This is a genomic window from Bradyrhizobium australafricanum (assembly GCF_020329495.1).
Lineage (GTDB): Bacteria > Pseudomonadota > Alphaproteobacteria > Rhizobiales > Xanthobacteraceae > Bradyrhizobium > Bradyrhizobium australafricanum.
Window position 1 is genome coordinate 167,738 of sequence record NZ_JAGKJL010000004.1, and the last position, 12,127, is coordinate 179,864.

A 12,127-nucleotide genomic window follows, 5' to 3' on the forward strand; every position below is an offset into this window, starting at 1 on the left:
TCCCTTACGCACGCGCCCGGCCGCCGGAAGCGGCTGATAGCACGGCGTTGATGATCGGCTCGTAACCGGTGCAGCGGCAGATGTTGCCGGAGATCGCCTCGACCACTTCGGCGCGGCTCGGCTGCGGATTGCGGTCGAGCAGCGCCTTCGCAGCCATCAGCATGCCCGGCGTGCAGTAGCCGCACTGCGCGGCGAAATTGTCGGCGAACGCGCGCTGCAGCGGGTGCAGATTGGGGCCGTCCTTGATGCCGTCGAGCGTCTCGACCGAGCGGCCGGCGACCGTTTCGGCGAGCGTCAGGCAGGAGAGATGCAGCTCGCCGTCGATCAGCACGCTGCAGGTGCCGCAGCCGCCCTGGCCGCAGCCGAATTTCGGCGTCATGTCGCCGATCAGTTCGCGGAGCGCGACCAGAAGGTTGGTGCCGCCGTCGACGAAGATCGCGACGTCACGGCCGTTATGCCGGAATTGAAGGGCAGTCTTGGCCATCACGATTTATTCCTGACCGGACAACAGACGACGTAGATGCACGCCGACGATCTCGCGGCGATACCAGGCGCTGGCGAGCGCATTGTCGCCGGGCGACGTTCCCTCGACCGCTGCCGCGGCGGCGGCGCTGATGGTGGAGGCGTCGAGCGCGCGGCCTTCCAGTGCGCGCTCGGCGGCGCGGGCGCGGATCGGGGTGGGCGCCATCGAGCCGAGCGCGATGCGGGCGCCGACGATGCGGCTGCCGTTGACCGGCAGGTACGCCGCGAGCGTGATCACCGCGCCGCCCTTGGGCTTGATCCGCGCGATCTTGCGGTAGCGGAAGGCCTCAGTGCTGCCGGGCCTGGCAAACGAAATCGCCAGCACCAGCGATCCGGCCTGCCGGTCGCGCGATTGCAAGAATTCCTCGATCGGGATATCGCGCCCGCCGAGGCCGCCCTGCACCGACACCGTGGCATCAAGCGCGAGCATCGCGACCGTGAAGTCGCCATACGGCACCGGCGCGAACAGATTGCCGCCGACGGTACCCATGTTGCGCACCGCCGGTCCGCCGATCGAGCGCGCCGGGGCGTGCAGGAAGGCGAGGTCGCGTTCGGCCAGGATGCGCGCGAAGGTGACGCCGGCACCCAGCGTGATGCGCGAGCCCGTGGCATCGATCCGTGTCAGGGCGTGGTCGCTGGCGCGCACGATGGTCGAGATCGAGATGTCGCCCTCGTTCAGCGCTCGCATCACCAACGTGCCGCCGCCGAGATAGCGGGCGCTGCGATCCGAGGACAGCGCCGCCGCGGCGTCATGGGTGCTGGTGAAGGTCTTCACCGTGACTGGCATGATGGTGCTCTCCGCTTACGCGGCCTCCTTCAAATGCCGGCGGATGGCGTCGAAGCCGGCCTGGTAGATGTCTTCCGAAACCATCTGCGTGATGCGCTCGCTGTCTTCGGTCCGCGTCGTGAAGCGCGACTCCCAGTGCCAGAAGGTGCGGTCGCCGTCGGTGACCGGCAGCAGGCGGACATGCGCAACGTAGTTGAACATCGGGATCGGCGTATCGAGCAGGCAGTAGCTGAACGATTGCTCAAGATCGGACAGCGCCAGCAGTTGCTCGCGCAGCTCGGCGCCGTCCTTCAGCTTGAAGCGCCTGACGCAGCCGATCTTGTCGGACGGCTGCGCGCGCTCGATGCCGCTGGTTGCGACCGCCGGATGCCAGCGGTCATGACCGTTGAAATCGCGCAGCACGGCCCACACCGCATCGGTCGGCGCATCCAGGATCGTGCTCTTGACGATATGCGGCACGGCCTATCCCCCGAACGCCCGTTTCAGCGCGTCGAAGCCACCCTGGAACACGCCGCCGCCGATATTGTTGACGAGCTCCGCCTCGCGTTCCGGCGCGCAGTCGAATTCGGCGGTCCATTCCAGAAAGGTCTGGTCGCCGTCGGTGACCGGCGTGAGCCGCAGCGTCGCGACGTAGTTCTCGACGCCCATCGGCGATTCCAGGATCGAATAGGTGCAGAACATGTCGTAATCGGACAGCCCGAGCAGCTTCTCGCGGATGCGATCGCCGTTGCGCAGCCGGAAATCCCTGACGCAGCCGATCTTGTCGGAGGGCTCGCCGCCCTCGATCCGGCTTTCCGCGATCGCGGGATGCCAGTTCGGCAGCCCGTTGAAATCGCGGACGCGGGCCCAGACCCGGTCGTTGCGGGCGTTGACGACGGTGGAGACGTAAACCCGTGCCATGGCGTCAGCTCAGTCCTTCTGGCGCGGCGTGCGCTCAGGGCGCGCCGGCTCGCCGCCGCCCTCGGGCGCCGCCGGCTTGGCCTCGCCGCCGCTCTTGCGCGCGGAGTCCTTGATGCCTTGCATGTCGCGGGCTTCGCGGATCAGGCCGGGCATCTTGGCGAGGCTGCCGCCCTCGACGCCGATATCCGAGAGGATCGAGTCGATCAGCGGCGCCTGCACGCGGTAGCGCAGCGCCGAGTCGATCACCTCGTCGGTGGCGCTGCGGCCGGTGCCGTTGCCGTGGCCATTGCCGTTGAGGCCGTCGACCTGGAGGATGCGGATGCCCTCGATCTTCTCCATCGGCTTGACGCTCTCGCGCACGATGCCCTCGATCCGGTCGAGCAGCTTGCGGCGGAACAGCGAGTAGCGCGCCTGATCGGTCAGCACGTTCTCGGCCTCGTTAAGCAGACGCTGCGCCTCGGCCTCGACCGTGGCACGGACCCGTTCGGCCCCGGCTGCGATCCTGGTTTCCTCGGCCTGCTTTTCGGCGAGCAGCACCTCGACGGTCTTGCGCCGCTTTGCGATCTCGCTTTCGCGCGCGGTGACGACGCGTTCGGCCGCTTCGGTGGCGTGGATCCGGGCGTCCTCGGCCGCGGCTCGTGCCGCGGATTCTTCCAGTGATTTCTGATGCAGCGCGATGGCCTTTTCCATCAGCGCGGTCTCGACATCCTTCTCGCGGTTGACCTCGAGCTTGCGCAGCTCGCGCTCGCGGCCGATGCGGGCCTCGTCGAGGCCACGGTCGGAGGCGATGCGGGCGCGTTCGACCTCCTCGCGGGCGACGATCTCGGCCTCCTGCAGCGACTGGTTGCGAGCGACCTCGAGCTGTTCGATCGCACGGCGCCGCTCGATCCGGGCCGCCTCCAGCGCCTGCTCGCGGGAGACGTCGGTGGTGTCGATGTCCTTGCGCGCCACAATTTCGGCCTGCCGGACCTGCCGGTCGGCATCGATCCGCTCGGAGCGCTTGGCGGCGAGCGCGATCACGCGCTCCTCGTCGGCGAGCTCGATCGCCTTCTTCTGGTCGATGTTGAGCACTTCGCGGGTCCTGGAGGAGGCGATCCGCTCACTCTCCAGCGTCAGCTCGACATCGATGCGCTGCCGCTCGATGGCGTCGCGGCGCTTCAACTCGGCGGCCTCGATCGCCTCGGTGCGCGCGATCTCGAGCCCGCGGGTTTCGCGCTCGGCGCGGATGCGCTGCGCGGCGACCGACTTCTCCTGCGAGATCCGCGCCGCCTCGATCGCCTCGCGGGAGGCGATATCGGCTTCCTCGATCGCACGGGTGCGCGCGATCTCAAGCGCCCGGACGTGCTCTTCCTGGGCGATCCGCGACGCTTCGGTGGCTTCGCGGGCACTGATCCCGGCGATCTCGACCGCCTGGTTGCGCTCGATTTCGAGCTTGCGCGTGGTGTGGTCGGCGGCGATGCGCTCGGCGGCCAGCATCTTCTCGCGCGCGATGCGGGCGGCCTCGACCGCCTTCTGCGCCTCGATCTCGGCTTCCTGGATGGTGCGGACCTGCTGGATCTCCAGCGCGCGGGTGCGCTCGTCCGAGGAGATGCGTTCGACATTGACCGTCATGGTCTGGGCGATCCGCGCCTTCTCGGTGGCCTCGCGGGCGGCGATCTCGGCCTCGTCGACCGCGCGGGTGCGCTCGATCTCGCGGCGCCGGGTCTCCTCCTCATTGGCGATGCGGGCATCGGTGACGACGCGGTCCTGCTGGATACGGGCCTTCTCGATCGCCTCGCGGGCGGCGATCTCGGCTTCCTCGACCGTGCGCATCCGCTCGATCTCACGCTGGCGCACCTCGCGCTCGGAGGCGATGCGGGTGGTGTCGACCGAACGCTGGTTGGCGATCCGGACCTTCTCGATCTCCTCCCGGGCCAGCAGCTCCTTCTCTTCGACCGCCCGCGTCCGCTCGATCTCCTTGTGCCGGGTCTCGCGCTCCGAGGCGATCCGGGCTTCGGTGATCGCCTGCTCGTTGGCGATCCGCGCTTTCTCGATGGCTTCGCGCGCCGCAATCTGGGCCTGCTCCGACTCAGTCTCACGCAGCGCGCGCTCGCGGGCCACTTCAGTGCGCTGCAAGGCGCGGCGCATCTCGATGTCGCGTTCCTGCTCGAGGCGGGCGGTCTCGCTTTCGCGCTCGATCTCCAGCGCCTGCCGCTCGGCCTCGAGATTGCGGGAGCGGATCTTGATCATCGAGTCCTGCTCGATGTCGTTGCGCAGCTTGCGCTTGGCCTCGATGTCCTCCATCAGGCGGGTCAAGCCTTCGGCGTCGAAGCGGTTCGAGGGATTGAAATATTCGAGGTCGGTCTGATCGAGATCGGTGATCGCGACCGACTCCAACTCGAGGCCGTTCTGCGCCAGTGCTTCGGCGGCATTGGCCTTGACGCGCGCCACATAGTCGCCGCGCTGCTCGTGCATCTGCTCCATCGTCATCTCGGAGGCGACCGAGCGGATCGCGGAGATGAACTTGCCGGAGAGCAGGGTGTGGAGCTGCTCGGGCTCCATGGTGCGGCGGCCGAGCGTGGCGGCAGCGATCGAGACCGCTTCGCGGGTCGGCTGGACCCGGACGTAGAAATCGGCCTCGATGTCGACGCGCATGCGGTCGCGGGTGATCACCGCGTCCTGCCTGGAGCGCACGATCCCCATCGGCAGCACGTTCATGTTGACCGGCGTGTAGTCGTGGATGAAGGGCAGCACGAAGGCGCCGCCATTGATCACCACGCGCTCACCGAGGAAACCGGTGCGGACGAAGGAGACCTCCTTCGACGAGCGGTGATACAGCCAGTTCACGACATAGACGATGATGACGATCGCGACGATTGCGACGATGAGCCAGAGGATCAATTCACCGACCAGCATCCCCGACATCTCTTCCTCCCTTGGTCACGGCGGCTAGCGCGCGCCGATCGCCTTGAATTTGCGAACCTGATCCGTGAGCGCCCGCTCGACCGGCAGGCGCTCCATCGAGGAGGCGCCGTAGAAGCCGTGGCAGTTGCGGGTCTTCTTCATAATGAAATCGGCGTCGGCGGGGTCCGCGATCGGACCGCCATGCGCGAGCACGATGATGTTCGAATTGACGCTGAGCGCAGCTTCCGCCCAGGCCTCGATGCGGGCAGGGCAGTCGGCGAGCTTCGGCGCGGTCTGCGCGCCGATCGTGCCGCCGGTGGTCAGGCCCATGTGGCAGACGATGATGTCGGCGCCGGCGATCGCCATCGCGGCGGCCTCTTGCTCGCTGAACACATAGGGCGTGGTCAGCATGTTCTTCTCATGCGCCTTCGCGATCATGTCGATCTCGAGCGCATAGGACATTCCGGTCTCTTCGAGGTTGGCGCGGAAGATGCCGTCGATCAGGCCGACGGTCGGGAAGTTCTGCACGCCGGCAAAGCCAAGCGCCTTGAGCTGGTCGAGGAACGCATCCATGTCGCGGAACGGATCGGTGCCGTTGACGCCGGCGAGCACCGGCGTCCTGGTCACGACCGGCAGCACCTCGCCGGCCATCTCGACGACGATCGCATTGGCATCGCCATAGGGCATCAGTCCGGCGAGCGAGCCGCGGCCGGCCATGCGGTAGCGGCCGGAGTTGTAGATCACGATCAGGTCGACGCCGCCGGCCTCCTCGCATTTCGCCGACAGTCCCGTGCCGGCGCCGCCGCCGACGATCGGCTCGCCGCGTGCGATCATGGCGTGAAACTTCTTCAACAGCGCCGTGCGTTCAAACCTGGCCATGGGTCACCTCGCCACTCTCCGCCGACCACCGGCGCGTCCGAGCAAGGGGCGGAACGCGTTGACGATGGCGGCGGTGAACTCGGGATCGTTGATGTTGCGCTTGATGCGGATGATCTGCCGGTTGCCGGTCTGGCGCACGGTGCGCTCCAGCGCGCGGAACAACGCTGCATCGGCCTCCGGGTCCCAGAACGGCTGGCCGGGTGCATCGAGCGCGGAGACGCCGCCCTCGGCCAGGAAGAAGCGCACCGGCCCGTCCATCTGGTTGAGCCGTTCGCCGATCCAGCGGCCCATGCGCTCGTTCTCTTCCGGCGTGGTCCGCATCAACGTGACCTGCGGATTGTGGATGTGGAATTTACGCTGCCGATAGCGTTCCGGGATCGTGTCGGGTGCGCCGAAATTCACCATGTCCAGCGCGCCGACCGAGCCGACATAGGGCACGCGGCTGCGGATGATGGCGCCGAAGCGATCCTCGGTCGCCGGGAACACGCCGCCCATCAGGAGGTCGCAGACCTCGGTCGTGGTGAGGTCGATCACGCCGGCGAGTTGGCCGGACTCGACCAGCTTCTCCATCGAGCGGCCGCCGACGCCGGTGGCGTGGAAGACGAGGCACTCGAAATCCTCGCGCAGGTCGGCCGCGATCTTCTGCACGGCCGGGGTGGTGACGCCGAACATGGTGATGCCGATCGCCGGAAGGTTGGCGCCTGCGCTGCGCTGCTTGCCGGCCTGCTCATCGAGCCGCGCCTTAACCATGCCGACCAGCGCATGAGCGCCGTTGCCGAGCACCGTGCGCGAAATCGAGTTGAGACCCTGCACGTCGGTCACCGAATACATCATGGTGATGTCGGCGGGACCGACATAGGGACCGACGTCGCCGGACGCGACCGAGGAGATGATCAGCTTCGGCACGCCGACCGGCAGCGCGCGCATGCCCGGCGCGACCAGCGACGCGCCGCCGGAGCCGCCGGCGGAGATGATCCCGGCGATATTGCCCTGGCGACGCAGCCATCGCTCGAACGCCTCCGCCATCGCCGTCACCGAGGCGCCGCGATCGGCGCCGAACACGCCGGAGCCGCCGCGGCCGTGGTTCAGTGCGATCTCCTGCGCGGTGACATCGCAGCTCGCCGCTTTGCCGCTGGTCGAGACGTCGACCAGTCGCGTGCGCAGGCCGCTGCCGGCGATGATATCGCGGATGAAGCGCAGCTCGGCACCCTTGGTGTCGAGCGTGCCGACGATGAGGACGACCGGTGGCCCGGACGTTCGGGAGGTCGTCGGTTCGCGTCGCTGCCGGGTTGCCTCCTCGAGCCGAGTGACCCCGGTGGACTGCGTCCGTGCGGCGGCCTCGATGCGGGCGATCGGCACCGGCTGCGACCAGCGGGTCGGCAGCACGGGATTGGAGACGTAGATGCGGGTCGGCCCCTTGCGTTCCGGCTGCGGGGCACCGACCGCTTCGGCCTTCGCCGGTGCTGGCTCGGCGTCGGTCTCGTCGGCGCCATGGGTGCCGACGCCGAGCAACCGCTGCTGCAGCTCGCGGTCGGTTGCAAGGCGGGCGGAATCGATGATCCGGTTGATCCGGCCATTGACCATGATGGCGACGTTGCGCGACACCGCCGTCGCCACACCGATGTTCTGCTCGATGACCAGCACGGAGATGTCGCCCTCATCGCCGAGCCGCAGCAGCATGTCCTCGACCTGGGCGACGATCACGGGCGCAAGGCCTTCGGTCGGCTCGTCCATGATCAAGAGATGCGGATTGGTCAGCAGCGCGCGCGCGATCGCGAGCATCTGCTGCTCGCCGCCGGACAGCTGGTTGCCGCCGTTGCTCTTGCGCTCGGCAAGGCGCGGGAAGATGTCGTAGATCCGCTCGATGGTCCAGGCGCCGCGCCGCAGGCCGCCGGCAAGCGCGAGGTGTTCGTCGACGGTCAGCGAGCGCCACAGGCGGCGGCCCTGCGGCACATAGCCGACGCCGAGCCGGGCGATCCGCGCCGGATTGAGCCGCGTGACCTCCTCGCCGCGGATCCGGATCGAGCCGCCGCTGGCGCGCACGAGGCCCATGATGGCCTTGCACAGCGTGGTCTTGCCCATGCCGTTGCGGCCGACCACCGAGAACACGCCGGACTCGAGCGTGAGATCGACGCCCTGCAGCGCATGCGAATGGCCGTAATAGACGTCGAGGCCCTTCACCTCGAGCGCGGGCACTGCTCGGCGGTCATTCATGGCCGCCTCCGAGATAGAGCTCCTGCACCTCGGGATCGGATTCGATCTCGCGCGGCAGGCCTTCCTTGAAGATGCGGCCGTTGTGCATCATCGTCACGCTCTCGACCACGCGCAGCGCGACGTCCATGTCGTGCTCGATGATGATGTAGCCGATATGCGCCGGCAGCGAGGTCAGGATCTCGATCAGCTCGCGCCGCTCGGTCGGCGACAGCCCCGCCGCCGGCTCGTCGAACAGGATGAAGCGCGGCGCGCCGGCGAGCGCCAGCGCGATCTCGAGTTGTCGCTGCTGGCCATGCGCAAGCTCGGCGACGCGCTGGTCCTTCACGCCGCTGAGGTGAACCGCCTGCACCAGCGTTTCGGTCGCGTGCATCAGCGCATCGTTCTGCCCCGGGCGCAGGAATGAGAATCGGCCGCGCGAGACGCCGCGGCAGGCGAGGTAGACGTTGTCTTGCACCGTCAGGCCGGGGAACAGCGCCGAGATCTGGTAGGTGCGGCGCAGGCCCCGACGGATCCGCTCATAGGGCGGGAATTGGGTGATGTCCTCGCCGAAGAAGCGGATCGTGCCGGAGGAGGGCGGGAAGTCGCCGGTGATGCAGTTGAACAGCGTCGTCTTGCCGGCGCCGTTCGAGCCGAGCACCGCGCGCCTTTCGCCGGGCCGCACGGTGATGGTGACGTCGGTCAGCGCGGCCAGCGCGCCGAACAGCCTTGTCACGCCGCGCAGCTCGAGCGCCGCGCCGGCGCCGACCACGGACAGCCGCTGCGCGACGCTATCCATGGCGACCTCCGCCTGAACGTTGCGTCGAGGATGCGTTGCGCCGCCGCCAGCGTTCCCACAGGCCGATCACACCGTCGGATGACCAGAACACGATGGCGAGGAAGCCGAGCCCGATCAGCAGCCGGAAGCGGTTGCCGTCGAGTCCGAACTTGATCAGCACGTCGAGCGCGAAAGTCCGCAGCAGCACGAAGATCAGCGCGCCGATGAAGGGTCCGATCGGCCGCGTGATGCCGCCCACCACGGCGATGATCAGGACGTCGATGCAGGCGCCGACGCTGACCGAGCCGGGCGAGATCTGCCGGTAGTTCCAGACCTGCAGCACGCCGCCGAGCGCGGCGATGAAGGCGGCGAAGGCGTAGGCCGCGATGCGGTGCGCATTGGGGTTGAAGCCGAGCGCCGCCATGCGGCGGGAATTGTCGCGGACGCCCTGCAGCGCGAGGCCGAACGGCGCCCGCGAGGCATACTGGACGGCGAAGTAGCAGATCGCGGCGACGCCGAGCGTGACATAATAGAAGGCGATATCGGCGCGCCAGTCGACGCCCCAGAACTGCGGCGTCGCGACGGTGTTGATGCCGGTGTGGCCGTTGAAGATCGCCCAATTCTGGTTGGTAAAGTAGTAGAACGCGGCGCCGATCGCGAGCGTAATCATGATGGTGTAGATACCCTCGGTGCGCACCGCGAGCGCGCCGCCGAGCGTGCCGAACAGCGTCGCCAGCGCCAGCGCCATCGGGGTTGCCAGCCACCACGGCCAGCCGAGGCTGATATTGGCGTTGCCGCTGATGCCGAACACCGCGACCATGTAGCCGGCGAAGCCCGCGATGGTGAGCTGCATCAGGCTGACCATGCCGCCATAGCCGGCGAGGAACATCAGGCTGAGCGCGATGATGCCGAGGATCAGCGTGGTGGCGAAGATCTCGATCAGGAAGAAGCCGTTGGCGATCAGCGGCATGATCACGAGGATCAGCGCGACCAGCCAGGCCGCCGGGTTCTGGAATTCCGGCCAGGCACGGACAAAGGCGCGGCGGGTCGCGTTGGCGGATGGATCGGGGCGGAACTGGGTGCTCTGGAGCAGCGACATCGGTCATCGCCTCGCGAGCAGGCCCTGCGGCCGCAGCGCCAGCACCAGCACCATGATCAGAAAGGTGACGACGATGGCGTAGGTCGGGATGTAGACCGAGCCGAGCTGCTCGGCGAGGCCGATGATGACAGCGCCGAGTGCCGCTCCCGGGATCGATCCCATGCCGCCGACGATCACGACGACGAGCGAGGCGAGCAGGAACCGCGTATCCTCGCCCGGCGACAGCGACTGGAAGGTGCCGCCGACCACGCCGGCAATGCCGGCAAGGCCCGCGCCGAGCGCGAACACCAGCACGAACACCAGCTGGATACGTACGCCGGTCGCGGCCAGGATGTCGCGGTCGTCGACGCCGGCACGCACGATCATGCCGATCCGCGTACGGTTGAGCGCCAGCCACATCGCGATTCCGATCACGACGGACGCAGCGAAGATCACCAGCCGCACCAGCGGGTATTGCAGATAGACCGGTTCGCCCGATGATTTGATCGCGGTCAGCAGCGGCAGCTGGATCGGGCCGATCAGCCAGCTCGGGGTCTGGATCTGGTAGAAGTCGCCGCCGAACACCCAGAGCATCAGATCGGCGAACACGATCGACAGCCCGATCGTCACCATGGTCTGCCTGAGGTCCTGACCCTCCATGCGTCGGAACACGACGAGCTGCAGGATCACGCCGACCAGCGCCACCGCGATGAAGGCGATGATGAAGCTGAGGAGCCACGACCCGGTCCAGCTGCTGATCGCGTAGCCGACATAGCCGCCGAACAGATAGAGCGAGCCGTGCGCGAGGTTGACATTGCGCATCAGGCCGAAGATCAGCGTGAAGCCGCTAGCCACCAGGAAGTAGAGCCCGCCGAGCGTGATGCCGTTCAGCACCGCGTTGAGGAACACGCGCTTGCGGCCGATCGCGGCCTCCAGCCCCGGCGGCCAGATCGCGAACACCAGCCACGCGAGCACCGCGACCGCGATGATCACGATCAGCGCCCAGGCCGGATGGCGTTCGATGAACCTGGCCATCTCCGTCGCGTTCCCTCACTGGTCGCGACCGTCTGCCGGGCCGCGTGTCCAGTATCCTACCGAGGGCGTAAGCTCAGGATTTGATCGACAGTATCTTTTATCGTGCGCTCCGGAACTCCTTCACGGCCGCAACACCTTGGCGGCGCGGCGATAGTCGGTCGGGGCCATGCCGACATTGGCGGCGAAGAAGCGGGTGAAGCCGCTCTGCGAGGAGAAGCCGAGGTCGAAGCCGATATCGGCGATCGGCGTCTCGGTCGCCACCAGCGCATCGAGCGCCTGCTCCATGATCAGCGTGTTCATGTAGAGGTGAGGGGTGACGCCGGTCTGGGTGCGGAACAGCCGGTAGAAATGCGGCCGCGACAGCCCGGCCTCGCGCGCGATCGCATCGAGCTCGATCTCGGCGCCGGGGCTTTCCGACATCAGCTTGATCGATTTGCGGACCCGGAAATCGGTCACCGCGGTCGCCGCGCGCGCATCCTGCGCGGCCTGCCAGCTCTCCTCGTAGCAGGAGTCGATCAGCTGCCGGAGTTCGCAATCGAGGCTGCGCAGCGACGGCGCGCCGCACACTAGTGCTGCGGTGCGGCGGATCAGCCGGTCGAGCGCTTCGGTGCGCGGAAAGAAGGTGCGGCCGAACCGCAGGCCCTGTGCCGTCGCGGGCTGCGGCGCGAACCATTCGGCGTTGACATAGAGCACGAAGAAGATCGCGCCGTGGTCCATGTCGGTCGGCAGAAAATTGTGCGGTTCCCACGGGTTGACCGCGACGACGGTGTCGTCCTTGAGCAGCAGCCGCTGCTCCGAAACGTCGATCTGCGCCGGCGTTCCGCCGACATGAAAGATCAGATGCCCCTCGCGGTGCGCATGCACGTTGAAGGGACGGTTCAACTGATAGACCGTCGCGCGACCGAACCGGCCGTGGAAGACGGCAAGCGCCCTGCTCATGCCTCCCCTCCCGCGGGATGTTCTTGTCTTTTCGACAAGGGTTCATCATCCGCCCGCGGAAAGCAAGGGCGAGCAGGGCTCTTGATGCAACCGCGTACCATGCCGCGGCCGTTCAGCCTGCACTGCAACAAATACG

General features: G+C 67.5%; 11 protein-coding genes. All 11 read right to left on the reverse strand.

The window, feature by feature from the left end:
- Positions 1 to 4 precede the first annotated feature (4 nt).
- The 11 genes from J6525_RS06115 to J6525_RS06165 all read right to left on the reverse strand — a co-directional run bounded on the left by J6525_RS06115 (position 5) and on the right by J6525_RS06165 (position 11,991).
- Positions 5 to 484, reverse strand: coding sequence for a (2Fe-2S)-binding protein (locus J6525_RS06115; RefSeq protein ID WP_057016874.1), 480 nt, complete (start codon positions 482 to 484; stop codon positions 5 to 7).
- Between the two features lie 6 nt (positions 485 to 490).
- Positions 491 to 1,309 (reverse strand): FAD binding domain-containing protein, encoded by an 819-nt coding sequence (locus J6525_RS06120; protein ID WP_225642842.1) that lies wholly within the window; start codon positions 1,307 to 1,309, stop codon positions 491 to 493.
- Between the two features lie 15 nt (positions 1,310 to 1,324).
- Entirely contained in the window at positions 1,325 to 1,768 is a 444-nt protein-coding gene (locus tag J6525_RS06125; RefSeq protein WP_050387585.1) for an SRPBCC family protein, read from the reverse strand.
- 3 nt (positions 1,769 to 1,771) lie between these two features.
- Positions 1,772 to 2,209, reverse strand: coding sequence for an SRPBCC family protein (locus tag J6525_RS06130; protein WP_016847814.1), 438 nt, complete (start codon positions 2,207 to 2,209; stop codon positions 1,772 to 1,774).
- 9 nt (positions 2,210 to 2,218) lie between these two features.
- Complete coding sequence (locus J6525_RS06135; RefSeq protein WP_225642844.1) at positions 2,219 to 5,113, reverse strand: flotillin family protein; 2,895 nt, start codon at positions 5,111 to 5,113, stop codon at positions 2,219 to 2,221.
- Between the two features lie 24 nt (positions 5,114 to 5,137).
- Positions 5,138 to 5,971 (reverse strand): phosphoenolpyruvate hydrolase family protein, encoded by an 834-nt coding sequence (locus J6525_RS06140; protein ID WP_092081347.1) that lies wholly within the window; start codon positions 5,969 to 5,971, stop codon positions 5,138 to 5,140.
- Between the two features lie 3 nt (positions 5,972 to 5,974).
- Positions 5,975 to 8,185 carry an ABC transporter permease gene (locus J6525_RS06145; protein WP_225642846.1) on the reverse strand — a complete coding sequence of 737 codons (2,211 nt, stop codon included), beginning with the start codon at positions 8,183 to 8,185 and terminating at the stop codon, positions 5,975 to 5,977.
- Complete coding sequence (locus J6525_RS06150; RefSeq protein WP_016847809.1) at positions 8,178 to 8,960, reverse strand: ABC transporter ATP-binding protein; 783 nt, start codon at positions 8,958 to 8,960, stop codon at positions 8,178 to 8,180. Before J6525_RS06150 ends, J6525_RS06145 begins: the two co-directional genes overlap by 8 nt.
- Positions 8,953 to 10,038: a branched-chain amino acid ABC transporter permease gene (locus tag J6525_RS06155; RefSeq protein WP_225642848.1), complete on the reverse strand. Its 1,086-nt coding sequence runs from the start codon at positions 10,036 to 10,038 to the stop codon at positions 8,953 to 8,955. Before J6525_RS06155 ends, J6525_RS06150 begins: the two co-directional genes overlap by 8 nt.
- A 3-nt stretch (positions 10,039 to 10,041) precedes the next feature.
- Positions 10,042 to 11,052, reverse strand: coding sequence for a branched-chain amino acid ABC transporter permease (locus J6525_RS06160; RefSeq protein ID WP_050387450.1), 1,011 nt, complete (start codon positions 11,050 to 11,052; stop codon positions 10,042 to 10,044).
- Positions 11,053 to 11,172: 120 nt separating this feature from the next.
- A complete protein-coding gene (locus tag J6525_RS06165) occupies positions 11,173 to 11,991 on the reverse strand; it encodes a helix-turn-helix transcriptional regulator (protein WP_225642850.1) in 819 nt (272 codons plus the stop codon).
- Positions 11,992 to 12,127 lie beyond the last annotated feature (136 nt).

Bases quoted from the DNA above. Each gene is read 5' to 3' on its own strand.
- J6525_RS06155 (WP_225642848.1), bottom strand. From the start codon at position 10,038: ATGTCGCTGCTCCAGAGCACCCAGTTCCGCCCCGATCCATCCGCCAAC.
- J6525_RS06140 (WP_092081347.1), bottom strand. From the start codon at position 5,971: ATGGCCAGGTTTGAACGCACGGCGCTGTTGAAGAAGTTTCACGCCATG.
- J6525_RS06150 (WP_016847809.1), bottom strand. From the start codon at position 8,960: ATGGATAGCGTCGCGCAGCGGCTGTCCGTGGTCGGCGCCGGCGCGGCG.
- J6525_RS06115 (WP_057016874.1), bottom strand. From the start codon at position 484: ATGGCCAAGACTGCCCTTCAATTCCGGCATAACGGCCGTGACGTCGCG.
- J6525_RS06145 (WP_225642846.1), bottom strand. From the start codon at position 8,185: ATGAATGACCGCCGAGCAGTGCCCGCGCTCGAGGTGAAGGGCCTCGAC.
- J6525_RS06165 (WP_225642850.1), bottom strand. From the start codon at position 11,991: ATGAGCAGGGCGCTTGCCGTCTTCCACGGCCGGTTCGGTCGCGCGACG.
- J6525_RS06135 (WP_225642844.1), bottom strand. From the start codon at position 5,113: ATGTCGGGGATGCTGGTCGGTGAATTGATCCTCTGGCTCATCGTCGCA.
- J6525_RS06130 (WP_016847814.1), bottom strand. From the start codon at position 2,209: ATGGCACGGGTTTACGTCTCCACCGTCGTCAACGCCCGCAACGACCGG.
- J6525_RS06160 (WP_050387450.1), bottom strand. From the start codon at position 11,052: ATGGCCAGGTTCATCGAACGCCATCCGGCCTGGGCGCTGATCGTGATC.
- J6525_RS06120 (WP_225642842.1), bottom strand. From the start codon at position 1,309: ATGCCAGTCACGGTGAAGACCTTCACCAGCACCCATGACGCCGCGGCG.